23 protein-coding genes and 1 tRNA gene are annotated in these 26,367 nt (G+C 63.6%); 18 read left to right on the top strand and 6 right to left on the bottom strand.

Annotation, left to right across the window (positions count from 1 at the left end; all coding sequences use genetic code 11):
• Positions 1-52: 52 nt before the first annotated feature.
• Together FJV43_RS08760 and FJV43_RS08755 are read right to left on the bottom strand one after the other, a co-directional pair.
• Positions 53-1,363 (bottom strand): ABC transporter substrate-binding protein, encoded by a 1,311-nt coding sequence (locus FJV43_RS08760; protein ID WP_239626227.1) that lies wholly within the window; start codon positions 1,361-1,363, stop codon positions 53-55.
• A gap of 261 nt (positions 1,364-1,624) precedes the next feature.
• On the bottom strand, positions 1,625-2,863 hold the full coding sequence (locus tag FJV43_RS08755; protein ID WP_239626225.1) for an SMP-30/gluconolactonase/LRE family protein: 1,239 nt from the start codon (positions 2,861-2,863) through the stop codon (positions 1,625-1,627).
• Positions 2,864-3,183: 320 nt separating this feature from the next.
• Between FJV43_RS08755 and FJV43_RS08750 the strand changes: the two genes are divergently transcribed.
• A complete protein-coding gene (locus tag FJV43_RS08750) occupies positions 3,184-3,444 on the top strand; it encodes a hypothetical protein (protein WP_131869854.1) in 261 nt (86 codons plus the stop codon).
• A 169-nt stretch (positions 3,445-3,613) separates the two neighbouring features.
• On the opposite strand, the gene FJV43_RS08745 is transcribed toward FJV43_RS08750, so the two are convergent.
• Positions 3,614-4,588, bottom strand: coding sequence for a LysR family transcriptional regulator (locus FJV43_RS08745; protein ID WP_239626223.1), 975 nt, complete (start codon positions 4,586-4,588; stop codon positions 3,614-3,616).
• A gap of 101 nt (positions 4,589-4,689) precedes the next feature.
• Here FJV43_RS08745 and FJV43_RS08740 point away from each other — a divergent pair, with 101 nt between their 5' ends.
• From FJV43_RS08740 to FJV43_RS08720, 5 genes are all read left to right on the top strand, one after another.
• Positions 4,690-5,517, top strand: coding sequence for an oxidoreductase (locus tag FJV43_RS08740; protein ID WP_131869892.1), 828 nt, complete (start codon positions 4,690-4,692; stop codon positions 5,515-5,517).
• A gap of 451 nt (positions 5,518-5,968) precedes the next feature.
• Positions 5,969-7,531, top strand: a complete 1,563-nt coding sequence (locus FJV43_RS08735) for a 2-isopropylmalate synthase (RefSeq protein WP_239626220.1) — start codon at positions 5,969-5,971, stop codon at positions 7,529-7,531.
• A gap of 284 nt (positions 7,532-7,815) precedes the next feature.
• On the top strand, positions 7,816-8,820 hold the full coding sequence (locus tag FJV43_RS08730) for a TRAP transporter substrate-binding protein (protein WP_239626218.1): 1,005 nt from the start codon (positions 7,816-7,818) through the stop codon (positions 8,818-8,820).
• 198 nt (positions 8,821-9,018) lie between these two features.
• Positions 9,019-9,627 (top strand): Spy/CpxP family protein refolding chaperone, encoded by a 609-nt coding sequence (locus FJV43_RS08725; protein ID WP_239626216.1) that lies wholly within the window; start codon positions 9,019-9,021, stop codon positions 9,625-9,627.
• Between the two features lie 177 nt (positions 9,628-9,804).
• Positions 9,805-9,880 (top strand) — tRNA-Lys (locus tag FJV43_RS08720).
• Between the two features lie 235 nt (positions 9,881-10,115).
• Here FJV43_RS08720 and FJV43_RS08715 read toward each other — a convergent pair.
• The 3 genes from FJV43_RS08715 to FJV43_RS08705 form a co-directional block, all read right to left on the bottom strand.
• Complete coding sequence (locus tag FJV43_RS08715; protein ID WP_239626214.1) at positions 10,116-10,871, bottom strand: tyrosine-type recombinase/integrase; 756 nt, start codon at positions 10,869-10,871, stop codon at positions 10,116-10,118.
• A gap of 757 nt (positions 10,872-11,628) precedes the next feature.
• Positions 11,629-12,552 (bottom strand): methylisocitrate lyase, encoded by a 924-nt coding sequence (gene prpB / locus FJV43_RS08710; RefSeq protein WP_239626211.1) that lies wholly within the window; start codon positions 12,550-12,552, stop codon positions 11,629-11,631.
• A gap of 21 nt (positions 12,553-12,573) precedes the next feature.
• The gene (locus tag FJV43_RS08705; RefSeq protein WP_239626209.1) at positions 12,574-13,752 is read right to left on the bottom strand and encodes a PrpF domain-containing protein; all 1,179 of its coding nucleotides are present in this window, start codon (positions 13,750-13,752) and stop codon (positions 12,574-12,576) included.
• Positions 13,753-14,000: 248 nt separating this feature from the next.
• Between FJV43_RS08705 and FJV43_RS08700 the strand changes: the two genes are divergently transcribed.
• The 12 genes from FJV43_RS08700 to FJV43_RS08645 all read left to right on the top strand — a co-directional run bounded on the left by FJV43_RS08700 (position 14,001) and on the right by FJV43_RS08645 (position 26,319).
• Positions 14,001-14,696: a GntR family transcriptional regulator gene (locus FJV43_RS08700; protein ID WP_239626208.1), complete on the top strand. Its 696-nt coding sequence runs from the start codon at positions 14,001-14,003 to the stop codon at positions 14,694-14,696.
• A gap of 201 nt (positions 14,697-14,897) precedes the next feature.
• Positions 14,898-16,418, top strand: coding sequence for an FAD-dependent tricarballylate dehydrogenase TcuA (gene tcuA, locus FJV43_RS08695; RefSeq protein WP_239626206.1), 1,521 nt, complete (start codon positions 14,898-14,900; stop codon positions 16,416-16,418).
• Complete coding sequence (locus FJV43_RS08690; RefSeq protein WP_345946181.1) at positions 16,415-17,362, top strand: MmgE/PrpD family protein; 948 nt, start codon at positions 16,415-16,417, stop codon at positions 17,360-17,362. Before tcuA ends, FJV43_RS08690 begins: the two co-directional genes overlap by 4 nt.
• Positions 17,363-17,488: 126 nt before the next feature.
• Positions 17,489-18,646 (top strand): ABC transporter substrate-binding protein, encoded by a 1,158-nt coding sequence (locus FJV43_RS08685; RefSeq protein WP_239626205.1) that lies wholly within the window; start codon positions 17,489-17,491, stop codon positions 18,644-18,646.
• Positions 18,647-18,712: 66 nt separating this feature from the next.
• Positions 18,713-19,582: a branched-chain amino acid ABC transporter permease gene (locus FJV43_RS08680; RefSeq protein ID WP_239629362.1), complete on the top strand. Its 870-nt coding sequence runs from the start codon at positions 18,713-18,715 to the stop codon at positions 19,580-19,582.
• Complete coding sequence (locus tag FJV43_RS08675) at positions 19,579-20,565, top strand: branched-chain amino acid ABC transporter permease (RefSeq protein ID WP_239626202.1); 987 nt, start codon at positions 19,579-19,581, stop codon at positions 20,563-20,565. The genes FJV43_RS08680 and FJV43_RS08675 overlap by 4 nt, the downstream gene beginning before the upstream one ends.
• Positions 20,562-21,323, top strand: a complete 762-nt coding sequence (locus FJV43_RS08670) for an ABC transporter ATP-binding protein (RefSeq protein WP_239626201.1) — start codon at positions 20,562-20,564, stop codon at positions 21,321-21,323. The genes FJV43_RS08675 and FJV43_RS08670 overlap by 4 nt, the downstream gene beginning before the upstream one ends.
• Complete coding sequence (locus tag FJV43_RS08665) at positions 21,316-22,023, top strand: ABC transporter ATP-binding protein (protein ID WP_239626199.1); 708 nt, start codon at positions 21,316-21,318, stop codon at positions 22,021-22,023. The genes FJV43_RS08670 and FJV43_RS08665 overlap by 8 nt, the downstream gene beginning before the upstream one ends.
• A 32-nt stretch (positions 22,024-22,055) precedes the next feature.
• The gene (locus tag FJV43_RS08660; protein ID WP_239626197.1) at positions 22,056-22,943 is read left to right on the top strand and encodes an NAD(P)-dependent oxidoreductase; all 888 of its coding nucleotides are present in this window, start codon (positions 22,056-22,058) and stop codon (positions 22,941-22,943) included.
• A gap of 59 nt (positions 22,944-23,002) precedes the next feature.
• A complete protein-coding gene (locus tag FJV43_RS08655) occupies positions 23,003-23,959 on the top strand; it encodes a tripartite tricarboxylate transporter substrate binding protein (protein ID WP_239626196.1) in 957 nt (318 codons plus the stop codon).
• Positions 23,960-23,967: 8 nt separating this feature from the next.
• Positions 23,968-24,771 carry an N-acyl homoserine lactonase family protein gene (locus tag FJV43_RS08650; protein ID WP_239626194.1) on the top strand — a complete coding sequence of 268 codons (804 nt, stop codon included), beginning with the start codon at positions 23,968-23,970 and terminating at the stop codon, positions 24,769-24,771.
• A gap of 69 nt (positions 24,772-24,840) precedes the next feature.
• Positions 24,841-26,319, top strand: coding sequence for an aldehyde dehydrogenase (locus tag FJV43_RS08645; protein WP_239626192.1), 1,479 nt, complete (start codon positions 24,841-24,843; stop codon positions 26,317-26,319).
• Positions 26,320-26,367: the final 48 nt, after the last annotated feature.

Here is a 26,367-nt window from a genome sequence, read left to right as displayed (position 1 = left end):
GCGAGCCACCCTCTCCCACAAGGGGAGAGGGTACACCGCCGCGGCCTGCGCCTCACGTCCCGTAGGTCGAGCCCTTCGGCAGCGGGAACACCGGGTCCTGTGTTCTGATGTTGGTCGGCCACACCACCGAGATGTGCTCGCCCGCGTTCTGCATCACCACCGGTGTCGAGCGTTCGTTCTGGCCGGACAGCGGCGTGCCCGGCGGGAAGAATTTCACGCCATAGCCCTGGATGGTGCCGCCCGCGGGGATGTCGACGTCGAGCGCCGCCTTGCGGATGGCCTCGGGCTCGAAGCTGCCGTACTTCTCCTTGGCGACCGGCAGCACGTTGTTGAGCAGCACCCAGGTCTGGTTGAAGCCCATCGAGCAGTGTGGCGGCACGTCGGTCGCACCGGTCTTGGCCTTGTAGCGCGTGACCATGGCGTTGATCAGATCGCCAATGCCCGGCGCGAGCTTGGCGGGATCGAGCAGTTGCGCCGGCACCGGGTCGATGTTGCAGAAATTGTCGATGTCGGCCCCGAAGGTGGCGCGCAGCTTGTCGAGCTGGCTGTAGCCGGCGCCAGCCCCGAACAGCATCTTGAAGCGCAGGCCGCTCTCGCGTGCCTGGCGCAGGAACAGGGTGATATCGGGGTTGTAGCCGGCATGCGAGATCACGTCGGCCTTGGCGCGCTTGATCTTCGTGACGAGCACCGACAGGTCCGGTGCGGATGCCGAATAGCCCTCGCGCAGCACCACCGGGATGCCGGCCTGCTTGGCATAGGCTTCGTCGGCGGTGGCGACGCCGACACCATAGGGCCCATCCTCGTGGATCAACGCGACCTTGACCTCCTTCGGGTCCATGCCGAGCTTGGCTTTCGCATGCTCGTTGATGAAGCTTGCAAAGGCCTGCCCGTATTGATCCGAATGTATCTGCGCGCGAAACACGTATTGCAGGTTCTTGTCCTTGAACACGGCGGTCGAGACCGCGGTCGTGATCCAGAGAATCTTCTTCTGCTGCTCGACCTTGGCCGCGAGCGGCACCGCATGCGAGCTCGCATAGACGCCGTTGAGGATGTCGATCTTCTCCTGACTGATCAGTCGTTCGGCCTCGTTGATCGCAACGTCGGGCTTGCTCTGGGAATCCGCGGCGACTGGAGCAATCTTGTACTTGCCGCCGACACCGCCTTTCTCGTTGACGAGATCGATCGCGATCTGCGCGCCGATCGACGAGGCGACCGAGCCGCCGGCGGCGAAGGGGCCGGTGAGGTCATAGATCAGGCCGATACGTAGATTCTCGGCTTGGGCCTGGGCGCGTGTCCAATCGAGGCTGAGTGCGGCGGCGGCAGCCGCCGAGCTCTTCAGCAGCTGCCTGCGTGAAGTCGGCATCCTATCCTCCCTTTGAACCGTATAGTCCCGGTTATTTTCGGCGAAGTATTGGGAGCGGGAGGTGGAAAGTCAACATCGCCCAAGGTCGATGAGGCGGCGGTGTCGACCGCAGCTGCGAAGGGCGGCAAGAAGCCCAGCGCTCCGTGCGATGCAGGCGCCGACCATGCTGCGGCCGCAGATCACAACGCGCTGTGCGGATGGAAAGCATTGGGCGCCGACGGTTCACGTCGGCGCCCTTGATTGCGGCCCCCTCGCTCTCGCTCAGCCGGGCCCTGCTCCTTGCGTCGCCGTATACACTGCGTAGAGCGACTGGCTCGCCGCCATGAACAGGCGGTTGCGCTTGGGGCCGCCGAAGCAGACGTTGCCGCAGACTTCAGGCAGGCGGATGCGGCCGAGCAGCTTGCCCTCCGGCGACCACACGGTCACGCCGCTGTAGCCGACCGAGCGGCCGGCATTGCTGGAGGCCCAGAGGTTGCCATTGACGTCGCAGCGCAGGCCATCCGGCCCGCACTTCACGCCGTCGATCACGCAATCGCTGAACTTCTTGAGGTTGGAGAGCTTGTTGTCGCTGCCGACGTCGAACACGAAGATCTCGCCCTTGCCGCCGGGGCCGGTGTCGCCCGGTCCCTTGCCGGTGGAGGCGATGTAGAGCTTCCTGTAGTCGGGCGAGAAGCAGAGCCCATTCGGGTCGGGCACCTGGTCCTCGGTGACGACGAGATCGATGCGGCCGGAAGGATCGATGCGATAGCAATTGGTCGGCAGCTCGCGCCTGCCCGGCACGAAGCCGGCCGGCTGCCCGATCCGCGGATTGAGCTTGCCGCCCGCATTGCTCGGGCCGCCCGCGACGTCGGGCTCGCCCTCATAGAGCTGGCCGCCATAGGGCGGATCGGTGAACCAGTAGCTGCCATCGGGATGCGCCGCGATGTCGTTCGGCGAGTTCAGCTTCTTGCCCTGATAGGAGTCGGCCAGCACCGTGGCGGTGCCGTCATGCTCGTAGCGTGTCACCCGGCGCGTCAGGTGCTCGCAGGAGAGCTGGCGGCCCTGGAAGTCGAAGGAGTTGCCGTTGGAATTGTTGGAGGGCGAGCGGAATACGCTGACGCGGCCGTCGTCCTCGCTCCAGCGCATCTGCCGATTGTTGGGAATGTCGCTCCAGAGCAGGTAGCGGCCCTGCGCGCTCCACGCCGGGCCTTCGGCCCATAGCAGTCCGGTGTAGAGCCGTTTGATTGCGGTGTTGGGCTGCGCGAGATCGTTGAAGGACGGATCGACCGCGATGATGTCGGGGTCCCAGAAATAAGTGGTCGGCGCACCGTGGGGGCCGAAATCGCGCGGCGGAGTGGTGATCGTCGTCGGCGGTGCGGCGGGCCCGGTCTGGGCCAGCGCGGGGCCGGCTCCGATCACGGTCGCAGCGGCGCCGAACGTAAGTCCCCGGACAAGTGTTCGTCGTGAAAGCGCAGCGTCCTGGTCACGCTGCTCGTGGTCACGAGCCTCCTGGCGTGTCATCGCGTCCTCCCGATCATGTTCACTGGCCGGTTGATCCGGCCGAGCTGGGCGGAGGTTAATGCGGTCCGCAGCCGGTTGCGAGCGCGGAATAGGGCTCTCCGCAGAGTCGGGTCGCAATCCGGTCATATTCCTTTGCGCTTGGAATGGCGGCGCTTCGTGCTCGCATTGCGACATCAGCATGGCTCGGAAACGTTCCGCGAGACCGAGCAGAAATTTTCTACGGCAAAGCGCGGCACACAATGCGTTCGACGCATTTCAAGCCTTGATTTCGCGCCTATTGCCGCGCACAACCGGCCCCGGGGCGACGGACGGAGTTGATCGTGGCTGGCGTCATCGTACTGTTCTTGTTGCTGGGAGCCGCGTTCGCGGCCGGCTATTTCACGCGTGAATTCATTTCCAGGAAACGACGTGCGGAGGCACGTCGCTGGCGCGCGCATAGTGAGCCGGATTGGCTCCCCGCTAACGCGCCGGCCAACACCAACGAGATCGCAAGCGCCACCACGGCTGCCGTGGTCACCGGCGAGCTCGGTCAGATGCTGAACCGCTGGGAGACGAGGGCCCGCGCCCGCCGCGCGGGATAGCTGGCCGAGTTGCTTCGCGCCATCCGGGCACCAAGGGCGCCGCGGTGCTTGTCTGGCAAACGGCATGCGAGTTGGATCGATCGTGACGGTGCGGCTTGGTCCATCGTGCTTACCGCGATGACGCTGCGGGCGACGAGCCGGCTTGCAGCGGATACCTCCAAGCCGATGTCTATGTCCCGGCCGCGAGCGTCTTCGCCGCGAGCTGCTTCCGCTTTTTGCCCGCCGTCGATATCAATGCGTCCTTGCGTTCCGCCTTGCTTTCCTCCTGCAGCAGATCGATGAAGGCGCGAAGCCCGGCCGTCATATGGCGGTGACGGGGATAATACAGGCGCAGGCCAGGGAACGGCGGTGTCCAATCGTCCAGCGCGGCTTGCAAGGCTCCGGTGGCGAGATATTTAGCCACCCAGAAATCGCTGACAAACGCGAGGCCTAGTCCTTCAAGCGCGGCTTCAACCATCAGAGCGTCATGGTCGAGCGTGAGCCTACCCGGCACGTCCACGGTGATCTCCTCCCCGCGCTTCTCGAACTCCCAGCGATAGAGCTTGCCGCCCGGCATCCGCCTGCGGATGCAGGCGTGACTGAGGAGATCCGAAGGCGACCTCGGCAATGGATTGCGTGCGAAATAATCCGGCGCGCCAACGACGATGAAGCGGGAGGCCGGACCGCAGGGAATGGAGACCATGTCCTGCGGCACGGCTTCGGCCAGTCGAATTCCGGCGTCGAAACCTTCCGCGACAATATCGATGTGACGCCCCTCCAGGACAAGTTCGACGTTCATGTCGGGATAGCGCCGCAGGAATTTCCCGACGACGGGGCGGAGGATCTGGTGCGCAGCGCGCTCCTTCAGATTGATGCGAAGCGTTCCCGTCGGGGTGTCGCGAAACTCGTTCACATCTTCAATCGCGCCGGCAATCTCGCGCAACGCGGGGCCAACCCGTGCGAGGAAACGCTCACCTGCTTCCGACAACGACACGCTCCGCGTCGTGCGATGGATGAGGCGGACGCCGAGCCGTTTTTCGAGCGCGGCGACCGCATGGCTCAGGGCCGAGGGCGAAATGCCGAGCTCAGTCGCGGCCGCGCGGAAACTGCGATGCGCCGAAATCGCGGCAACGGCGTGCAGTTCGAAAAGACCGGTGTGAAGCATTGTACGATATTTTGCATCAGGTCATGCCATTTTATGCCGATTATCGCATTAATCAACCCGACTATATTGAGCCCGCAATCACGACCCGAAGGACATCTCACATGGCAAAGACCTTCCTCATCACCGGCGTTTCGTCGGGCTTCGGCAGGGCATTGGCGGAGGCTGCGTTGAGCGACGGCCATACCGTTGCCGGCACCGTGCGCAACGACGCCGACAAGCAGGGCTTCCAGGCGCTCGGTCGCGGCGCGCATGCGGTGCTCCTGGACGTCACCGATACCGGGGCGATCGCGCCTGCGGTTGCTGACATCGAAAGCAGGCTCGGTACGATCGACGTGCTCGTGAACAATGCGGGCTATGGCCATGAGGGCATCCTGGAAGAATCGTCCATGGACGATCTGCGACGCCAGTTCGAGGTCAATGTGTTCGGCGCTGTGGCGATGATCCAGGCCGTGCTGCCTTCCATGCGAAAGCGCCGTGCCGGACATATTCTGAACATTACGTCGATGGGCGGGATCATGACGCTGCCGGGCTTGAGCTATTACCACGGCAGCAAGTTTGCTCTGGAAGGGATCTCCGAATCCCTTGGCAAGGAAGTCAAGGGGCTCGGGATCAAGGTCACCGCGGTCGAGCCCGGCAGCTTCCGCACCGACTGGGCCGGTCGATCGATGGTGAGGGCGGCACGATCGATCGGAGACTACGACGCGATCATCGAGCCGATCCGCAAACGGCGCATGGAGCTGAGTGGCAAACAGGTCGGCGATCCCAGGAAGGCCGCGCTGGCGATGCTGAAAGTCGCGCTGTCGGCAGATCCGCCGGCGCACCTGCTTCTCGGCAGTGACGCAGTCCGGCTGGTCGACGAAAAGATGAAATCGTTGCAGGCCGAGCTCGATGCATGGAAAGGCGTTTCACTTTCCACCGATGTGGCGTGACGCGTGCCCGCACGCTCGCGGCTGGCGTTTTGAGCGCGCCGGGGACAGGCCAACGGCCGACGGGCCATGCTTCCAACCAGGTCAGTCTTCCTGACCATCTTTTGGCGTTGCAGTTGCGCCCGTTTGTCGTCTAGAAACGGCCGCATCGGTCCTCCTGGCAACCAACCGTCAACGGTTTTCGCCCAGGATTTCGGGGCTCAAAAGGGTCTGGCAATGTTGATTCGCGGCCAAATCGAGGGGATTTCGGGGGAGGTGGCTCTGGCCGCCGCCACGACCTCGGCCGCGTTGCTGCCCACCCTCCTTATTGGCGGCCTGCTTCTTACTTGCCCCTGAGGGCCGGCTGGGCGCCATGCGCCTGGGCGCTCAGGGGTTGGTCGAGATCACCGGACACCTCAAGCGCCAGGGGACAAATCGGTCTGAACGGCGCAAACGCTCAAAAGGAAATTTCGTAATGGCCACCCAGAACAAGTCCGACAAGGACCGCGTCATCATTTTCGACACCACGCTGCGCGACGGCGAGCAGTGCCCCGGCGCCACCATGACCTTTGAGGAAAAGCTCGAGGTCGCCGAGCTCCTGGACGATATGGGCGTCGACGTCATCGAGGCCGGCTTCCCCATCACCTCCGAAGGCGACTTCCAGGCCGTCAGCGAAATCGCCCGCCGCTCCAAGAACGCCGTGATCGCCGGCCTGTCGCGCGCCCATCCCGCCGACATCGATCGCTGCGCCGAGGCGGTGAAGTTCGCCAAGCGCGGCCGCGTCCACACCGTGATCGCGACCTCGCCGCTGCATATGCGGGTGAAGCTGAACAAGACCCCGGAGCAGGTGATCGAGACCTCGGTCGCCATGGTCGCGCGCGCCCGCAACCAGATCGATGACGTCGAATGGTCGGCGGAAGACGGCACCCGCAGCGAGATGGATTTCCTGTGCCGCATCGTCGAGGCCGTGATCAAGGCCGGCGCCACCACGGTGAACATCCCCGACACCGTCGGCTACACGGTGCCGGAGGAATACACCTACTTCATGAAGACGCTGATCGAGCGCGTGCCGAACTCGGACAAGGCGGTGTTCTCCGTGCATTGTCATAACGATCTCGGCATGGCGGTCGCGAATTCGCTGGCCGGCATCGTCGGCGGTGCGCGCCAGGTCGAGTGCACCATCAACGGCATCGGCGAGCGCGCCGGCAACGCCGCGCTCGAGGAGATCGTGATGGCGATCAACGTGCGCAACGACAAATTCCCCTACTGGAACAAGATCGACACCACCCAGCTCACCCGCGCCTCGAAGGTGGTGTCGGCGGCAACCTCGTTCCCGGTGCAGTACAACAAGGCCATCGTCGGCCGGAACGCGTTCGCGCACGAGAGCGGCATCCACCAGGACGGCGTGCTGAAGGACGCTTCCACCTACGAGATCATGCGGCCGGAAATGGTCGGCCTGAAGCAGTCCTCGCTGGTGCTCGGCAAGCACTCCGGCCGTCATGCCTTCGTGCACAAGCTGGAGGAGATGGGTTACAAGCTCGGCCCGAACCAGCTCGAGGATGCGTTCACGCGCATGAAGGCGCTCGCCGACCGCAAGAAGGACATCTACGACGAGGACATCGAGGCGCTGGTCGACGAGGAGATGGCGGCGTCCCACGACCGCATCAAGCTGACCTCGCTGACGGTGATCGCCGGCACCCATGGTCCGCAGCGCGCGACCATGAAGCTCGACGTCGACGGCCAGATCAAGATCGAGGAGGCCGAGGGCAACGGTCCCGTCGACGCCGTGTTCAACTGCATCAAGCGCCTGGTGCCGCACGAGGCGAAGCTGGAGCTGTATCAGGTCCACGCCGTCACCGAAGGTACCGACGCGCAGGCCGAAGTCTCGGTGCGGCTGTCGCAGGACGGCCGTTCGATGACGGCACGCGCGGCGGATCCGGATACGCTGGTGGCCTCGGCCAAGGCCTATCTCGGCGCGCTCAACAAGATCGTCATGAAGCGCCAGCGCGACACGGTGACGACGGCGGCGGCGAGCTGACGTTCTTCGCCTCTCCCGCTTGCTTGCGGGAGAGGCCGACACGCGAAGCGTGGCGGGTGAGGGTTCTTTCCCCACGGGGAATGTCCCGTTGCCGAAACACCCTCTTCCCCAACCCTCTCCCGCAAGCGGGAGAGGGAGCGCAGCAGTGCCTGCGGCATTCACCATGAATACCTGCCCTGCTAAGGGCCAATAGCGGCGTAAGCCGGCGGCCTGTATTGATGCAGCCGGCATGAAGAAAGGCCGCTCGGCGTGCCCGGCGGCCCAATAACACCCAGGGAGAGATTATGCGCACCTTCGCGATCGCCGCGTCCATGGCGGTACTGGCACTTGGCCTGACCGGGCCGGCACTGGCCCAATCGCCAATCATCATCAAGTTCAGCCACGTCGTCGCCACCGATACGCCGAAGGGCAAGGGGGCGGAGAAGTTCAAGGAACTCGCCGAGAAATATACCGGCGGCAAGGTCAAGGTCGAAGTCTATCCGAACTCGACGCTCTACAAGGACAAGGAGGAGCTCGAGGCGCTCCAGCTCGGCAGCGTGCAGATGCTGGCACCGTCCAACTCCAAGTTCGGGCCGCTCGGCATTCGCGAGTTCGAGGTGTTCGATCTGCCCTATATCCTGCCCGACCTGAAGACGCTGCGGAAGGTGACGGAAGGCCCGCTCGGCACGAAGCTGCTCAAGCTGCTGGATGCCAAGGGCATCACCGGCCTTGCCTATTGGGACAACGGCTTCAAGCAGATGAGCGCCAACAAGAAGCTGATCACGCCCGCCGACTATCAGGGCGTCAAATTCCGCATCCAGTCCTCGCGCGTGATCCAGGCCCAGTTCAAGGCGCTCGGCTCGCTGCCGCAGGTGATGGCATTCTCGGAAGTCTACCAGGCGCTCCAGACCGGCGTGGTCGACGGCCAGGAGAACACCTGGTCGAACATCTATACCCAGAAGATGCACGAGGTGCAGAAGTACATCACCGAGACCAATCACGGCTACATCGGCTACGTCGTGATCGTGAACAAGAAGTTCTGGGACGATCTGCCGGCCGACATCCGCGACCAGCTTTCCAAGGCGATGAAGGAGGCGACCGCCTTCAGCAACACGCAGTCGCAGAAGGAGAACGACGACGCGCTCGCCGAGATCAAGAAGAGCGGCAAGAGCGAAATCATCAAGCTCACGCCGGAGCAGGACGAGGCGATGCGCAAGGCGATGGAGCCGGTCTACAAGGACGCCGCGAGCCGCGTCGGCCAGTCGCTGATCGACGAGTTCCAGAAGGAAGCGAAGAGCACGACGAACTGATCCTAACGACGATGAATGATGAACGAAGGCTTCCGTGCGCTCCGCACGGAAGCCTTTTTGTTGCGAATGATTTCCGATCGCGGCTGGAGGTAAAATCGGCGGTTACATCTTCGTAACAACGCGCTCCCTGTCCAAGTTGTAAGTTGCGCGTCAGCCGCGCCGCGCTCATCCTCGGGCATCCTTCCAGAGGAGGTTCGTATGAGGAAATTCACCATCGCAGCCATCGCCGTGCTCAGCATCGCCGGCTCAGGCGCGGTCTATGCCCAATATCATCGCCCGTGGATGGAGCACGTCCGCCACATGCGCATGAACCCCGAGGACCGCGCCGCCTTCGTCGACGCGCGGATCGCCGCCGTCCATGCCGGGCTGAAGCTCAACGCCGATCAGGAGAAGCTGTGGCCGCCGGTCGAGACCGCAGTGCGGGAATTCGCCAAGCTGCGCATCGATCGCGCCAATGCGCGGATGAATGCCGGCCCCGGCGATACCGACAGGCCGGAGGATCCGATCGCCCGCCTGCGCCAGCGCGCCGAGGACATGGGCGCCAGCTCCGCCGCCCTGAAGAAGATCGCCGATGCCGCCGATCCGCTCTACAAGACCCTGGACGAGGGCCAGAAACGGCGCCTCGCCGTGCTGACCCGCCACCGCGGCCCGTTCGGCGGCGGCGAGGATGGGCCGCGGCACCGCCATTTCATGGAGCGCATGGAGCGGGGCATGGACCGCATGATGGAACGCGGCATGGATCACTTCCACCATGACCGTTTCGACCGCGACGGCGGTCCGGACCGGGACCGCGAGGGCCAGCTCTGAGCGGATCGGGTTTCCGGCCATTAACCTTGGTGAAGCCGCTGGAATCCAGCGGCTTTTCGCTTTTTGCGTCCCGCGGAAGAGGCCTCGGCAAACCCTTGGAAAACCTTCACCGGATCGCTTGCCAGACCCGGATCGCTTTGCTAAACGACCGGCCTCGCAAGGCTTTAGCCGCCTTTCGGGCGCATAGCTCAGTTGGTAGAGCAGCTGACTCTTAATCAGCGGGTCCCAGGTTCGAGCCCTGGTGCGCCCACCATATAAATCAAAGACTTACCGACGCTGTGCACCAGAACGGACCTTTCAGTTGGGAGGTCAGTTGGGAGTTTTTGTTCGGTTTCCGTGCCGTCCGACGCCTCTTATCACGATGGCGGGATGACTGCGCGTTACGGCAGCGGTTGTCTCGTCCCCGGCGGTGCGGGGCGCTCTCTCACGCAGATGCCTTGGCGGCCGATGAACGCCTTCATCTGGGATTGCTTCCACATCCCAACCGTTCATTTCTGCCCCTGCCCATAAACTGCGCTGAGCTTCTTGATCGCCGACTCCGCAAGCTCCACGCGGCCGCCGAGATAGTGTGCATCGAGTATCTGCTGCACCGTGGCCATTGAGTGTCCTGTTATCGCGGCAATCTCGGGTACGGAGCAATTCGACAGCGTGAGGCGTGTGACAGCAGTTCCGCGCAAATCATGGAAGTGCAAGTCCTTCAGCGAAGTCCTCTTGAACGCCTTGTCCCAGCTTGTCCGGAAACCGTCCTCTGTCCAAGGTCGGCCAAATGAGTTGACCAAAATCGTGACCGCCGAGCGCTTCTGGTTGAGCGCAGCGTCGAGAGCGGCCTTTAGCGGCGGCCCGACCGGGATCGTTACGCGCCGCCGGCCGTTGTTGCCGCGGCCCTTCGACTGACGCAGTCGAATGTACGTGCCATCGTAGTTGCTCCAGGTCAGCCGCAAAAGATCTCCCTGGCGCTGGCCGGTCCACAGAGCGAGCAGTAGAGCCGCCTGCAGTTCGATGGACGCTACGCTGCAAAAAGAGCGAATGTCTTCGGCGGTCCATACGATCTCCGCTCGGTCGGATTCATAGAGCCGGCCGCCGCGCTCGCAGACGTTCTCCGACAGCTTGCCATGGTCTTTCGCCACCGAGAGCACACGCGCGATCGTCGTCCAAACGTAATCGGCTTTGCGCGGGGTGGCTGCGAAGGTGTTGCGGAAGGCCTTGAAATCTCCGCGAGCCCGCCCGATCCTCGAGGGCTCCAATCGGCATCTCACCGAATTCGGCTTCGATCAGTGCGAGGTACTGTTCGTAGGCACGCTTGCTCTTATCACCGAGGCTCGTGTACTCGCTCTGGTCCTTGAAGTAGTCAATCAACGTACTGAATGTTTGAGCATTCTTGTGCTTCTTGGTCGCGATAGCTTCTCCATAGAGCCTTATGAAATCCGGTGTGCCCGGTTCAGCATCTATGCGTGGCCCGCCCTTCCAGGCGTACCAGTACGTCTTCACTGTCCCATCAGCGAGTTTCTTTGTGAGGTTGTTGATGCCTTTGAGCCGCACCCGCATTTTGCGAGGCCTTCCATTCATCATAGGGTGATCGCTGCGGTTGCAGTTTAGAATCGAGGACGGACATTCGATCAAGAGCCGCATCAATGGCTTTTCTGTCCCATTTGCGTGTTCCCGGAATCGGTTTAGGCATGATCCCGCGTCGAACCCAATTGTTAAACGCTGAAAGCGACTCGCATCCTGCGTAAGCCGCAGCGGGCGCGAAGGCCTTCGTCGACAAGAATTCTACGACCGTAATTCAAACGGTGGGTTTCGGTCGATGAAGATCGAAAATGCTTTATCTTTCAATAGGAGTTGACTGACACTCTCTCCGCCATCTGCGCGATCTTCTACGCTAACCTCCGATATTTGCGGTGGCGTTCTCCGGAATCGTAAGTGTCGACGGCCGCAGAACTTTGCGCCGTGGGTTATTCTGTCCGGGCGCCATGCGTGAGAGAGGATGTCTGCGTCGCGTCTCTACTTCCGTTGCGGCATTCCGGCCGGAACGATTGTCTGAACGATTGACCTATCAAGCACTTCGTAATCGTGCAGGCCGATCGTGGTGTAGAGTTCGGCGCGCGTCTGCATCCGCTCCACGAGTTTGTGCGTGCCGCCGTCGCGCGCGATCGCCGCGTAGAGCTCGGCCTGGGCCTTGTTGGCCACGCGCAGCGAGGAGACCGGCCAGATCACCATTGCGTAGCCCATCGCCTCGAATTCCGAGGCGGTAAAGAACGGTGTCTTGCCGAACTCCGTCATGTTGGCGAGCAGGGGAACGCCGGGCATGCGCTCCGCGAAAGCGCGGAACATCTCGGCGGTGTTGAGCGCTTCCGGGAAGATCGCATCGGCACCCGCTTCCATGTAGAGCTTCGCCCGGGCGACCGCGCCGTCGAGGCCTTCGCTCGCGGCGGAGTCCGTCCTGGCGATGATCACGACATCGCGCCGTGCTTTCGCCGCCGCCGAGACCTTGGCCGCCATGTCATGCGCGTCAGCAATCTTCTTGTCGTTGAGATGGCCGCACTTCTTCGGCAGGATCTGATCTTCCAGGTGTAGCGCGCCAGCGCCAGAATCTTCAAACACCCGGGTCGCGTGCATCACGTTCAACGCCTCACCATAGCCAGTGTCGGCGTCGACGAGCAGCGGAAGTCCCGACACGCGGGTGATCTGGCGAACGAAGAAGGAGACCTCGTCGACGGTGATGATGCCGAGATCGGGTAAGCCCATCGATGCGGTCATGGCCGCGCCCGACAGATAGAGCGCCTCGAAGCCCGCCGCCTTGGCCTGCAGCGCCGCCATGCCGTTGTGAGCGCCCGGCAGTTGCAGAATGCCGGGCTGCTTCAACAGCGCGCGAAAACGCTGGCCGGCGGATTCGCGGGGAAGTTCGGCGGCAACGAGATAAGTCATCGTTCAGGGCTCCGGATCAGATTATGCGCTGCGCCGCGCCTGCGCGGTCGCCTTGGCGGTTCGATAGAACACGTTGCCCTCGAACAGTCGCCGCGCGGTGCGATAGACCGCGCCATGAATGGCGCGGGCCTTCGCGGGGTCGTCGGCATGTTCGACCGCGGCATCGACCACTGTCGTGCCGGAGGGATGGGCGATGGTGATCGGGCCATCGCCGGCGCGGGCCAACCGGTTCGCCAACGTGCCCTTGATGCGGACCGCGATCGCAAGGCAGGTAGCACCGGTGATCGGCACCGCGCGATGCGGCTGGCCGATCGAGATCATCCGGATGCCGAGCGACATCTCCGAAGGCTCCAGATGTCGTCCCGACAAGGTCGTCATCTGCCTGGGCGACACGATCATCGCAACCTTGGGCACGCTCGGGATCTTTGCGGCGGCCGCGACATCAGGCGCGAGGCCCATCGCCACCGAGGCCGCGCAGCGTATTGCTTCCATCGTCGCGAGGAAGACCGGATCGCTCTCGAGCGTATCAGGCATTTCGTCGCCTGCCTTGCCGACCGAATTTGCCGCGACGAAGACGCAGGGGTTGGCGGCGTCGACCAGCGAGGCCTCGATCGTGCCGAGACCAGCGATCTCGAATTGATCGCAGGCGCATCCAGTCGGGAGCAGGCGTCCGGTCCTTGTGCCGCCGGGATCGACGAATTCAAGGCGGACCGGTGCGCCCTGTCCGCCGACGCCGTCGATCGTCATGTCGCCGTCGATCTCGACCTCGCCATCGCTCATGGGGAAGCGCGCGACGATGATCTTGCCGGTGTTGGTGTTGTGAATGCGCACGACCGCTTCGCCGTTCGCGGGCGCACTCACCAGGCCCTCACTGACAGCGAACGGGCCCATCGCCGAAGACATGTTGCCGCAATTGGCGCTGTAATCGACCGCGGCACGCTTCACCTCGATCTGCGCGAACGTATAATCGATGTCGGCATCGGGGCGCGTCGGCGAGCCGACCACGCAGATCTTCGACAGCGACGACAGCCCGCCGCCCATGCCGTCCAACTGGCGGCCGTTGGGGTCGGGCGAGCCCATCACGGCCACGAAGATCGGATCCCAGAGCGCGGGATCTGCCGGCAGGTCTTGTCTGTTGAACACGACGGCCTTCGAGGTGCCGCCGCGCATGAAAGTCGCCTTGAGCTTGTTCTGGGGCATCGAGCGATCCATTGCATACCGTTGTATACTCTGGATACCACTGTATACATTCGTGGTCCGGCCTGCTACCCTTATTCTATTCGGTGGATGCTGATGGCCTCGTTCCAGACAGGCATCGCGACGCCGAATATCTTGCGTCGGTCATGTGCTCCGTGCGTCGGAAGGATCAGGCGCAGATCAATGATGGACGGCTTGGCGCCTCACGCTCGCATGGGGCGGCTGCTGCCGAATGAGATCGGGAAGACTTCATGAACGACGACATGGTGTTGCCGGACCGCGCGAAGTTCGCATCTGCTGCCGATTACGCTTACGCAGCGCTGCGGCGTGAGATCGTCGAGGGGCGCTTTGCCCCCGGGCGGCGCATGCGCGAAGTCGAATTGGCGGAACACCTCGGCATCAGCCGAACGCCGACGAGGCAGGCGCTGACGCGTCTCGAGCTCGAAGGCCTGCTCGATCTTCGCCCGCGAACAGGGCTGGTCGTGTCTGTGCTCGACATGGATGCGGTCGAAGAGCTCTATGAGATGCGCGCGGCGCTCGAAGGCACCGCGGCGGCGATGGCCGCCAAGCATGCAAGTCCAAAAGACCTCGCCGCACTTGCCCGGCTCATCGCCGAAGGTGACAAGCTCGATCGCGATCCCCTGAAGCTCTATCGGCACAACAGGGAGCTCCACGACGCCATTCAGGTCGCGGCGCACAACCGCTATCTCGAAAAGAGCTTGTCGGCCCTTCAGGATGCGATCGCGCTGCTCGGGCCGACGACCTTGGCTGACAAGGGCCGCTTCGCTGTCGCCCAGGCCGAGCACGCCGCCATCGTGCAGGCGATTTCGCAGAGAGACGACGAGAAGGCCAACGAACTCGCGCGCACGCATGTTCTCAATGCGCTCGAGACCCGTCGTGCAATCCTGGCGAAGGAACGCGAGCGCCGCGAGCACGACGGCGCCTGAACGCCTCCATGCGCAGCTGACCCTGTTGCATTCAGCACTGCCTCGATCGGTCATCTGACCCCATCATTCTCAGTAACCGACTGTTTTCAAAGGCATTTTCCCTGACAATCGGGCACGTTTGAATTATCTTGCATTCCAATGTATACAGAGGTATTCAAAAGAATACAGAAGCACAGAAGGCGCCTGCGGGAAGGAACGGAAATGCACGAAGAGTTCGATGTGATCGTCGTTGGCGCTGGAAACGCTGCCTTGGCTGCGGCGGTCTCGGCGAAGGAAAACGGCGCGGATCGTGTCGTCGTTCTCGAAAAGGCTCCCCGCGAAATGCGAGGCGGAAACACCCACTGGAGCGGTGGTGTGCTGCGCTTTGCCTATGACGAGCCGCGCGAGATCGGCGCCCTGCTGCCGGGCATCGAGGACGAGTTCGAGAATTTCTACGACGGCATCTCGCCCTACACGCAGGAAGACTTTCACGGCGACCTCATGCGCGTCACCAACGGGCGCACGGATCCCATCCTGTCGCGTCTTCTCGTGTCGAACTCGCAGGCGACCGTTCGCTGGATGAAGGACACCGGCGCCATCAAGATGGAGCCGGCGATCAGCCTGTCCGCCGTCAAGAAGGACAACGTCATGGTCTGGGCGCGCGGCCTCGTCGTGCGCGCCGCGCATGAGGGCGTCGGTCTTTCGCGCAGCTGGTTCTCGACCTGCGAGCGCATGGGCATCGAGGTGCGATACGGCAATGCCGTCTCGGAGCTGCTCGTCGACGACAATGGCTGCGTCGTCGGCGTCAAGACCAAGGACGAGGAGGGCGTTCGCTCGCTCGGTGCCAAAGCCGTGGTGCTCGGCTGCGGCGGGTTTGAGGCGAATGTCCAGATGCGCACGCAGCATATCGGCCCGCTGGTCGGCGCCGCGAAAGTCCGCGGCACGCCGCACAATCAGGGCGACGGGCTGCGGATGGCGCTCGCCATTGGTGCGATGCCGTGGGGGCAATGGAGTGGCTGCCACGCCACCCCGATCAGCGCGGACTGGGGCGACTTCGCGCCGCGTGAAATGACCGACCGCAGCAACCGTCTGTCCTACGTCTATTCCGTGATGATCAACCGCAAGGGCAAACGCTTCGTCGATGAGGGCGAAGACGGCGCGCTCTTCACCTACGCGAAGTTCGGCCGGGCGATCCTGGCCGAACCGGGCGCCAAGGCCTATCAGCTCTTCGACAGCAAGGTCGTCCACCTGCTCGAGCCGCGCTATGCGACCAGCGACCCGATTAAGGCCAATTCGCTCGAGGAGCTGATCGCGCAGCTCGATATCGACGACAAGGCGCAGGCCCTCAAGACGGTCCTCAACTACAACGACCACGCGCGATCGGCGGACGAGGGCTTCGATCCCACCAAGAAGGACGGCCTCTCGACCAAGGGGCTCGATCTCGAAAAGACCAACTGGGCGCTCCGTCTCGACAAGCCGCCTTACTATGCCTACAGCGCGACCGGCGGCATCACCTTCACGTTCGGCGGCCTGAAGATCAACGAGAATGCCGAGGTGATCGGCACCGACTGGCGCCCGATCAAGGGTCTGTACTGCTGCGGCGAGCTGGTCGGCGGCCTGTTCTACGACAATTATCCCGCAGGCACTGGTCTCGTCTCGGGTGCGACGTTTGGCCGGATCGCGGGGCGCAATGCTGCGGGCGTGCAGAGCGTGGCGCAGGCCAAAGCGGTGGCATCGCGATGAGCGCCGGCACCACGACGATGGGACTGGCGGAGCGGATCCGTGCCTACGATCCGCCGCCGCGAGATCCGAAGGCCGTCGCGCGCGCGCGGGCGGCCATCATCACGGCGTTCGGCCGGACGCTGTCCGGCACGCCGAGCGCAATCACCACGGCCTTGCTGGCGACATCAGGTGTCGCCACGGCTGGCGGCTCGTCGCTTGTGTTCGGCACCGAGCGGCGCACGAGCGCGATCGAGGCCGCTTTGGTCAACGCCACGGCGGCCGTTGCCGGATCCGACGGGGCACCCGATGCGGCGAACGGAGCCTTCGTCGTCTCGCTGTTCGGCCTCTGCGAGGGGCGCGGAAAGACGGGGCAGGAGTTCGTTGATGCGTTGATTGCGGGGGCCGAGATCTCGCGGTCTCTGCCGTCGGCTAGCCGGCTTGGAGCTGCCTTGCTGGGTAGCGTCGCCGCCGCGGCCCGGTTGGTCGGGCTGAGCGCTGCGAAGATTGCAGTCGCGCTGCTGATGGCGGGCGTAGCAAAGGCCGGCGCGCCCGCGGCCGGGCAGGGCGGAGCTGAAGCGCTCATGGTCGGTCAAGGCCTGAGAAACGCTTTGCTCGCGGCACTGCTGGCCGAAGCGATGGACGAGGCATCCTGCAAGCAAATGATCGAAGGCGACCAGCGCGCCGCTGGCGAGGCCGTTCCGGGAGCGGAAGCGCTCGATCTTCTGGCGCTCCAATCGCCGCCGGGGGCCGATCTCTGGGATCAGTTCGATCAACACGTCGGCGCCATCCTGCCGCGCGATGACGTCGCTCCGCTGTTTGAGCGGCTCGAGACGATCGAGAAGGTGAAGGACCTCGCGACGGTCTCGCGCCTGTTGCAGGGACGCGGCATGCGAGCGGCGCCGAAGAAGGTCGTCTTCGCGCCCCGCGGAACGCATGAGCCGGAGGAGACCAATTGGGTCCCTTGACCCCGCGAACGAGGGCGATGGCGTGAAACCGCCATCGCAAACGACTGGCATTGCCTGACAAGAAAAAGCCGAGCCTGAAAACAAACGAGCAAGGCAGACAAGAGCAACATCTGGGGAGAGATTGGAATGAAGCGTTTTGAGTTGATTGCCGTGCTGGCCGCGTCGGTCGTCTGTTCCGCCGCCTATGCCGAAGACAGTGTCACGATTGGCGTGCACGCCAGCTTTTCCGGTGCTGGCGCCGCGTTCGCGGAAGGCATGCTCGCCGCCACCGATTTTGCCGCTGAGGACGTCAACAAGGACGGCGGCCTCGAGGTCGGCGGCAAGCGCTACAAGATCCTGTTCAAGCAATATGACGACCGCTACCGCGCCGCGGACGCGGTCACCGCGATGGATCGCCTCATGATCCAGGACGGAATCCGCTTCGTGGTCGGCCCGATGGGCTCGGCGGCGGCGGTGGCGACCAAGGACCAGACCACCTCCGGAAAAGTCATCACCATGACGCTGGCCTTCACGCCGCGAGCGCTCGGCGCCGACGCCCCGTTCGCCTATCGGCCGGTGATCACGACCGGCGAGTTCTCGGATCCGCAGGTGGCGTGGCTGATGAAGAGCACGTCGGCCAAGCAGGTCGTGTCGCTGCTTCCCAACGACGAGACCGGGCAGCAGATCGGCGTGGCGAACTTCAACTCCTACACCAAGGCCGGCACGAAGCTGCAGGTCGAGTATTTCGAGCGCGAGCGCGTCGATTTCGTGCCCATTCTCACGCGCATCCTGATGAAGGCGGACGGCCTCGAGCTCGGCGGCAACTCGCCGACCACGGCCGGGCTCATTCTCAAGCAGGCCCGTGAGCTCGGTTACCGCGGCCCGGTCTTCGTCACGGGCGGTGACGTCTCGGCGGAGATGCTGAAGGTGGCCGGCAAGGACGCGGCCGAAGGCACCTACGTCCATCTGCCGATCGACACCGGCCTGCCGGATACCGCGGCCTACGTGACCCGCTTCAAGGCCAAGTACGGGCAGAACATGAACGGCTTCAGCCCGTTCTTCTATGCTGGCCTGCAGATGCTGTTCACGGCCATGAAGAAGGCCGGAGCCGTCGACGATACGACCAAGATCGCCAAGACCCTCGATGGGCTGTCGGACGTCCCGACCGCGATGGGGAAGGCGGGTTGGACCGGCGAGCAGAAATACGGGATCAAGCACCAGATCGATCTCCCGTTCTATGTCGGGCAGATCAAGGACGGCGTGGTGACGAAAGTCGCCACCTGCGATGTCAACGCTTGCAAGTAAGCGTCCGCTGAAACGGCCGAGGCGCCACGTGCGCCTCGCCGATGCGATTGGAGTCATCCCGTGAGCATGGACATCATTCTGGCCCAGACGATCGTGAACGGCCTCATGGTCGGCATGATCTATGTGCTGATGGCGATCGGCTTCACCATGGTGTTCGGCATCATGCGCATCGTCAATTTCGCGCATGGCGAGTTCTACATGGTCGGCGCATTCCTTTTCGCCATCCTATACGGCAGCAATGAGATGCCGTTCGCCGCCAGCGTTCTGCTCGCGGTCGGCGCGACGGCTCTACTCGGGCTGGTGATGGAGTGGGTCGTCTTCCGCCGGTTTCGTGGCAACGAGCTGAACGGCATGATCGCCTCCGTCGGCGTCGCTCTCATCATCCAGAACAGCGCGCTGCTGATGTGGGGATCCTCGGCACGCACCGTGCCGCCCGTCGTCTCCGGCGTTCTGTCCGTTGGCGGGATCGTATTCCCCTGGTCGCGGCTGGTGGTCATCATCGGGGCGATTGTCGCCGTCGTGTCGCTCAATCTGTTGATCGGGTATACCCGGATCGGCCGCGCCATGCGGGCGGTGGCGCAGGACTCCGAGATTGCCCAGGTGCAGGGCATTCGCGTCGACGTCATCTTTCCCGCGGCGTTCGTGCTCGGCGTCAGCCTCGCGGCCTTCGCCGGCGTTCTGATGGCGCCGGTCCTGTCGGTCTCGCCCTTCATCGGGCTGGCGCCGACACTGAAGGCCTTCGTGATCGTCGTCATTGGCGGGCTTGGCAGCGTTCCCGGCGCGGTTGTCGGCGGGCTGCTGATCGGCCTGATCGAGAGTTTTGCGGGCACCTTCGTCAGCGCCTCGCTGTCCGAGATTCTTCAGTTCCTGGTCGTGATCGCCGTCGTGTTGCTGCGCCCGCAAGGTCTGCTCGGCCGAAAGGAGCGTGAGGCGTGAAGTCTCCAACCATCAAGCCCCTGCATTATACCTGCGTCCTCGTCGCGGTTGCGCTTGCGGCGCTGCTGCCTTGGCTCGCGCCGAACCAGTTCTACATTCACCTCGCGACGGTCGGCTGCATCAACCTGATGCTCGTGCTTGGCCTTGCCATCATTGCCCGAGCGGGTCAGCTCTCCATGGGCCATGGCGGCTTTGCGCTGGTCGGCGGATATGTCTCCGCTCTGTTGTCGATGAAAGGCTGGCCGCCTCTGCTGACGCTGTTTATCGCAGGATTGGTTGCCGCCGTGATCGCCGCCGCCCTCGGCTGGATCATCCTGCGCCTGCGCGGCGTGTATTTCGTGCTGGTGGCCTTTGCGTTCAGCCAGATCGCGGTGCTGCTCGCGCTGGACATGAGCTCCATCACCGGAGGCGCGAACGGGCTCGTCGGCGTGCCTCCGATTTCGATCTTCGGCCATGTCCTTCGCGCCAAGCCGCAATTCTATCCCTTTGCGCTCGGCTGCGCGTTGACGACGCTGGTCCTGACCTGGCTGCTCTACCGCTCGCCGCTGGGGACGATGATGGCGGCCACCGCCGAGAACCAGCGTCTCACCGAATCCAGTGGGATCGACACGCACCGGGTCCAGGTGATCGCCTTCACGATCGGATCCGGCATCGCTGGCTTTGCCGGTGCATTGTCGACGCATTATCTCCGCTTCATTTCTCCTGATTCCTACACGTTCTGGGAATCCGTCTCCTATCTGACGATGCTGGTCGTCGGCGGCCGCGACGGCGTGCTTGGGCCGGTCGTCGGTATTCTCGTCCTCACGCCCCTGCCGGAGCTGCTGCGATCCACCGAAGGCCTCCAGCACATCATCTATGGGACCGTGCTGGTGCTCTGCCTGATGTTCGTGCCGAATGGCCTCGCGAGCATTGTCCAGATGTGGCGTGCGCGCCAGCGCGTCACAACGACCAGCGCAACCCTCGTGGCCGGGGAAATGCCATGAGCATGCTCAAGGTCGACAGGCTGAAGCGTTCCTTCGGCGGCCTTGTCGCCGTCCGCGACGTCTCCTTCGATGTTAGCGAGGGCGACTTTCTCGGTCTCATTGGCCCGAACGGCGCAGGCAAGACCACGCTGTTCAACGTCATCTCCGGCGTCCTCCGACCTTCGGCGGGCACGGTCCGGTTCATGGATCGCGATATCTCCGGGCAGCCTGCCAACCAGACGGTGCGCCAGGGGCTTTCGCGGACCTTCCAGGCCGCAACCGTTTACCCCGAGGCGACGGTGATCGAAAACGTGTCGCGCGGCACGTTGGGCTCGAGCCTGACCGGCCTGTGGGGCGGGTTTCTCTCCAACAAATGGCGCGTTGCGGCGGAAGAGAAAGCGCTGCATGTGCTCGACCTGCTCGGGTTGGCGCGCCGTGTGGGCCTGAAGGCGCGCGAACTGTCCTATGGCGAGCAACGGCGCCTTGGCGTTGCGATCGCGCTCGCCAGCGAACCCCGGCTGTTGATGCTCGATGAGCCCGTGGCCGGACTGAACCCTGAAGAGGCGGCCGAGCTCGCATCGGTGCTGCGCCGGGTCAAGGCGGAGCGCGGCGTCACCATGGTGATGGTCGAGCACCACATGCGCACGGTGATGGGCCTCTGCAATCGCGTCGTGGTGCTCGATCACGGCACGCTGATCGCGCAAGGAACGCCTGCGGAGGTCGTATCGAACCCGGTCGTGATCGAAGCCTATCTCGGCAAGGAAGCGGTCCATGCTTGATGTTCGCGGGATCAACGTCGCCTACGGCCCCCTTACGGCGGTCCGCAATCTGAGCCTGTCGGTTGCCGATGGATCCATCGTGTCTCTCATAGGCTCGAATGGCGCGGGCAAGACGACCACGATGAAGGCCATCATCGGGCTGAAGCCGGTGAGCGGCGGGGAGATCTATTTCGACGGTGAGCGCATCGATGGCGTCGCCGCCCCGCAGCGGGTCGGACGCGGCATTGCACTGTCGCCTGAGGGGCGGCGTGTGTTCCCGCAGATGAGCGTGCTCGATAATCTCCTGGTCGGCGGCTACTCGCAGGGCGACAAGGCGCAGCAGAAGAAGACGCTGGACCAGATCTATGGTTATTTCCCGCGCCTGGTGGAGCGACGGAGCCAGATGGCGGGGTCGCTGTCGGGCGGCGAACAGCAGATGGTCGCCATCGGCCGCGCGCTCATGGCAAGGCCGCGCCTGCTGCTGCTGGATGAGCCCTCGCTCGGGCTGGCTCCGATCATCGTCGACGAGATCGCGCGCATCATCGCCGAGATCAACCGTGATATCGGTGTGTCGATCATTCTGGTGGAGCAGAACGCAAAGCTTGCGCTGAACCTCTGCCACGAGGCCTTTGTGCTGGAAACCGGCGCGGTCGCGCTCAGTGGAAAGGGCCAGGAACTCCTGGCCAGCGACTATGTGCGCCGGGCCTATCTTGGTATCTGAATGACTCAGTCTGGAAATTCCGGAGTTTTGACATGACTGGCACTTCGACCTTCGGCTTCATCGGTTTGGGCGTCATGGGTGAGCCCATGTGCCGGCACCTCGTGCAGACGACGAAGCAGCCAGTGCTGATCCACGACATCAACCCCGAGCCGCTGGCGCGCCTGGTTCAGGCCGGCGCTGTCGATGTCGGCTCGATCGCGGGCCTTGCGAAGGCCGACATCATCTTCATCTCGATGCCGAGCGGCGAGCATCTCAAGAAGATCTGCGAGGTGCCGGGCGGGCTTCTTGAGCTTGCGCGCGCCGGCCAGACCATCGTCGACCTCTCGACCAGCCCGTTGAAGCTGACGCGTGAGCTGGCCGGCGCTTTCGCTGCGAAGGGCGCCGACTATGCCGATGCCCCTGTCGCCCGGACACGCGCGGCGGCTGAAGCCGGAACGCTTGCCATTTCCGTCGGCGCCACCGCAGGTGTGTTCGCCCGCATCGAGCCACTGCTCCGCTGCTTTGCCAGCGAGGTCACCCATTGTGGCGAGGTCGGGTCGGGCCAGGTGGTGAAGATCCTCAACAACATGGTCGTGGTCGGGACCGTGACCGCCTTGTGCGAGGCCGCCGCCATCGCGAACGCCGCGGGTGTCTCGACCGAGACCTTGTTCGATGCCTTCTCCAAGGGCTCCGCGGACAGCTTTGCGCTGCGCAATCACGGATACAAGGCCGTTGCGGCGGGCGAATTTCCCGAGCGGGTGTTCTCGACCGACTACATGCACAAGGACGTGTCCTACGCGCTCGACATGGCGAAGGACGCCGGCATCGAGGCAAGGGAGGCCGCGCTCGGTGCCAGACTGCTGACCGAGGCGTCTCGTGCCGGCTTCGGCGCGAATTACTGGCCTGTCATCGTGAAGATCATCGAGCGCTCCTCGAAATAGCGGTCAGGTGCCGGCAACCCGGCTGAACCATCAGGACGAACAATCAACGGGAGGACTTCGTGCGGGTGCCGTTGTTGACGATCGCGCTGCTTCTGTCGAGCTGGAGCCTGGCAGCCGCGGAAAACTATCCCTCGCAGAGAATTACCGTCATCGCGCCCTTTGCCCCGGGCAGCGGGACCGACGGCGTCGCGCGCATCGTGTTCCAGCGGCTGTCCGAGCTCTTGAAAACGACGATCGTCATCGACAATCGCGTCGGTGCAAACGGAGCGCTGGGAGCGACGGCGGCGGCGCGTTCGGCGCCGGACGGATACACCTTGCTGGTAGGTGGCACCTCCACGCATGCCGCCAATCCCAGCATGCTGAAGTCGATCCAGTACGACCCCATCGCCGACTTCGTTCCGATTTCCCAGTTCGGCCTGTTTCCCTATTTCCTGATCGTAGATCCCAGCCTGCCGGTCAAGAGCGTGGCCGATCTCGTGGCACTGGCCAAGAGCAAGCCGGGCACGCTGACATTCGGCTATGCCAACGCGCTAGGCCAATTGTCCGGCGAGGCATTCAGGCGCCGCGCGGGCATCGATATCGCCGCTGTACCCTACCGGAACAGCCCGCAGGTCGTGACCGACATCATCGCGCAGCGTGTCTCGATGACGTTCATGGACATGGCGCCCGCGGTCTCGCAGGTGGAGGCGGGCCAGGCGCGTGCGATCGCCACCACGAACCCGGCCCGTAGTTCGCAATTCCCGGATATTCCGACCATGAAGGAGGGCGGGCTCGCGTTCATCAATATCTCCGCATGGTCCGGGCTGTTCGCGCCGAAGGACACGCCGCCCGAGGTCGTGGCGAAACTTTCGGAAGGCGTCCGAGAGGTGTTGGCGGAGCCCGAGATCCGCAGCCGTCTCGCCGATATCGGCTTCGAGGCTCAATGGATCGGTCCGGCGGATTTCGCCAGGCACGTCAAGGACGACATCGAATTGTGGGCGACCACAACGAAGGAAGCCGGCATCGAGCGCCAGTAGGGATCGACATGTCCGAGTATGAAATCTACGCGATCCGATACGCTCGCAAGGACGAGCGCCGCGCATTGGAGAACTTCATCGACAGCAGCGACGTGCCGGATATTCCGATGCCGCTCGATTTCTTCGTCTGGGCGCTGGTTGGCCGGGATCGCACGGTGATCGTCGATACCGGCTTCGACGAGAATGCGGGCAAGCCGCGCAACTATGCCGTGACGCGCCCGGTCGCCGAAGGCCTCAAGCAGATCAGCATCAATCTGGACAGCGTCAAGGACGTCATCCTGACCCACATGCATTGGGACCATGCCGGCAACCACGATCTGTTTCCGCGAGCGCGTTATCACGTCCAGGAGCGCGAGATGAACTTCTGCACCGGTCGCTGCATGTGCGACGCCGAGCAGAAGAAGGCCTACAACGCGGAGGACGTCAGCCATATCGTCCGGCGGAACTTCGAAGGGCGCGTGACCCTTCATGATCCCAACTCCGCTTTTAACGACGGAATATCCCTGCACTGGCTGGGCGGCCATACCGCGGGACTTCAGGTCGTGAGGGTGAAGACGCGCCGGGGTTACGTGGTGCTGGCCTCGGACGCCTCGCACTATTACGCCAACATCCTGCGGCGCCGGCCATTTCCTGTCTTGTTTGACACGAACCAGATGCTGAACGGCTTTGCGATCATCGAGAAGCTGGCGGATAGCCCGTCGCACATCATTCCCGGTCACGACCGGCAGGTGCTCTCGCTGTTTCCTCCCGCCCGCGAAGGGATCGACGGGGTCGCGCGATTAGACGCCGATCCCCTCGGGAGTCCAGCCTAACCATCAACCGAAGACAGACGTCCCGTCCGGATCAGACAGGCAATTCGCCAGTTGCGGAGACAATCGACCATGCCAAAGAAGTACGGAATTGCCATTGCCAACGAGACGGTCAGCACGCCGAACCAGGAATGGTTCGCCGCCATAAACCCCTATACCCGCGAGGAATGGGCGCAGGTCGCGCAAGCGACCCCCGCGCAGGTCACGGACGCGATCGCGGCGGCGAGACGGGCCTATGACACCGTCTGGAGCAAGACCACGGGTCTTGCCCGCGCGACCTTGCTGAACAAGCTCGCCGATCTGCTCGACGCGCAGGCCGAGCGCATCGCCGTCATGGAGAGCACCGACAACGGAAAGATCATCCGTGAGACGCATGGGCAGATGCATTTTGCCGCGCGCGCCTACAGGTTCTTCGCAGGCTGTGCCGACAAGATCTTCGGCGATACCATTCCGCTCGACCAGCGCGATGTGTTTGACTTCACGCGCCGCGAGCCGATCGGCGTTGCGGTTCTCATTACCGCCTGGAATTCGCCGATGGGCCTGCTTGCGAACAAGCTCGCGCCGGCCTTGGCGGCGGGCAATTGCGTCGTCATCAAGCCGTCCGAGCATGCGTCGGTGACGACGCTCGAATTCGCCGAGCTGGTCCGCCAGGCGGGCTTCCCCGCGGGTGTCGTCAATGTCGTCACCGGCGATTACAGGACGGGGCAGGCGCTGCTCGCGAGCGGCCGGATCGACCGGGTCAGTTTCACGGGCAGCCCGAACGTCGGCCGCCAGATCGCGGCGGAAGCGGGTCGGTCTCTTGTCCCGGTCACGCTGGAGTTGGGCGGCAAGTCTCCCAATGTCATCTTCGAGGACGCCGATCTCGACAAGGCGACGGTCGGGGCTCTCGCCGGCATTTTCGGTGCGACCGGGCAGACATGCATCGCCGGCTCGCGGCTCCTCGTACAGCGTTCCATTCACGACGACATCGTGAAACGTCTGGTCGCCCGGGCGCACAAGATCAGGCTCGGCAATCCCCTGGACAAGGCGACGGATATGGGGACCGTGGCGAACGAGCCGCAATTCGAGCGCATCCTCAAATGTATCGGCGATGCGCAAAAAGAGGGAGCGGTTCTCGTGTGTGGCGGCAGGCCCGCGACAGGCGATGCTCTCGGCAACGGTCTGTTCATCGAGCCGACCATCTTCACGGGCGTCGAGAACAAGATGGCGATTGCCCAGGAAGAGGTGTTCGGACCCGTGCTCTCAATCATTCCCTTTGACGGGGAAGACGAGGCGATCGGCATCGCCAACGACAGCAAATATGGCCTCGCGTCCGGAATCTGGACGACGGACCTGTCGCGCGCCTTGCGCGTGTCGCGGGCTGTCCACGCCGGAACGGTCTGGGTGAATACCTACCGCGCCTCCAGCGCTATGGCGCCGTTCGGCGGTTTCAAGGAATCCGGCTTCGGCAAGGAGCGCGGCGTCGCGGCGCTGGACGAGTTCCTGCAGACCAAGAACGTGATGATCGATTTCTCCAACGAGGAGCGCGATCCGTTCGCGCTCAAGATGTGAGCTGCGTGGCCGCCGAACGGCGCCCGCGACTCATCTCGCGAATAGAGC

This window comes from Bradyrhizobium sp. I71 (assembly GCF_022354745.1).
Lineage (GTDB): Bacteria > Pseudomonadota > Alphaproteobacteria > Rhizobiales > Xanthobacteraceae > Bradyrhizobium > Bradyrhizobium liaoningense.
This window is presented reverse-complemented; position numbering and strand designations above follow the sequence as displayed.

Coding starts and splice junctions, on each gene's coding strand:
- FJV43_RS08760 (WP_239626227.1), bottom strand. CDS start 1,363: ATGCCGACTTCACGCAGGCAGCTGCTGAAGAGCTCGGCGGCTGCCGCC.
- FJV43_RS08755 (WP_239626225.1), bottom strand. CDS start 2,863: ATGACACGCCAGGAGGCTCGTGACCACGAGCAGCGTGACCAGGACGCT.
- FJV43_RS08745 (WP_239626223.1), bottom strand. CDS start 4,588: ATGCTTCACACCGGTCTTTTCGAACTGCACGCCGTTGCCGCGATTTCG.
- FJV43_RS08740 (WP_131869892.1), top strand. CDS start 4,690: ATGGCAAAGACCTTCCTCATCACCGGCGTTTCGTCGGGCTTCGGCAGG.
- FJV43_RS08735 (WP_239626220.1), top strand. CDS start 5,969: ATGGCCACCCAGAACAAGTCCGACAAGGACCGCGTCATCATTTTCGAC.
- FJV43_RS08730 (WP_239626218.1), top strand. CDS start 7,816: ATGCGCACCTTCGCGATCGCCGCGTCCATGGCGGTACTGGCACTTGGC.
- FJV43_RS08725 (WP_239626216.1), top strand. CDS start 9,019: ATGAGGAAATTCACCATCGCAGCCATCGCCGTGCTCAGCATCGCCGGC.
- prpB (WP_239626211.1), bottom strand. CDS start 12,552: ATGACTTATCTCGTTGCCGCCGAACTTCCCCGCGAATCCGCCGGCCAG.
- FJV43_RS08705 (WP_239626209.1), bottom strand. CDS start 13,752: ATGCCCCAGAACAAGCTCAAGGCGACTTTCATGCGCGGCGGCACCTCG.
- FJV43_RS08700 (WP_239626208.1), top strand. CDS start 14,001: ATGAACGACGACATGGTGTTGCCGGACCGCGCGAAGTTCGCATCTGCT.
- tcuA (WP_239626206.1), top strand. CDS start 14,898: ATGCACGAAGAGTTCGATGTGATCGTCGTTGGCGCTGGAAACGCTGCC.
- FJV43_RS08690 (WP_345946181.1), top strand. CDS start 16,415: ATGAGCGCCGGCACCACGACGATGGGACTGGCGGAGCGGATCCGTGCC.
- FJV43_RS08685 (WP_239626205.1), top strand. CDS start 17,489: ATGAAGCGTTTTGAGTTGATTGCCGTGCTGGCCGCGTCGGTCGTCTGT.
- FJV43_RS08680 (WP_239629362.1), top strand. CDS start 18,713: ATGGACATCATTCTGGCCCAGACGATCGTGAACGGCCTCATGGTCGGC.
- FJV43_RS08670 (WP_239626201.1), top strand. CDS start 20,562: ATGAGCATGCTCAAGGTCGACAGGCTGAAGCGTTCCTTCGGCGGCCTT.
- FJV43_RS08665 (WP_239626199.1), top strand. CDS start 21,316: ATGCTTGATGTTCGCGGGATCAACGTCGCCTACGGCCCCCTTACGGCG.
- FJV43_RS08660 (WP_239626197.1), top strand. CDS start 22,056: ATGACTGGCACTTCGACCTTCGGCTTCATCGGTTTGGGCGTCATGGGT.
- FJV43_RS08650 (WP_239626194.1), top strand. CDS start 23,968: ATGTCCGAGTATGAAATCTACGCGATCCGATACGCTCGCAAGGACGAG.
- FJV43_RS08645 (WP_239626192.1), top strand. CDS start 24,841: ATGCCAAAGAAGTACGGAATTGCCATTGCCAACGAGACGGTCAGCACG.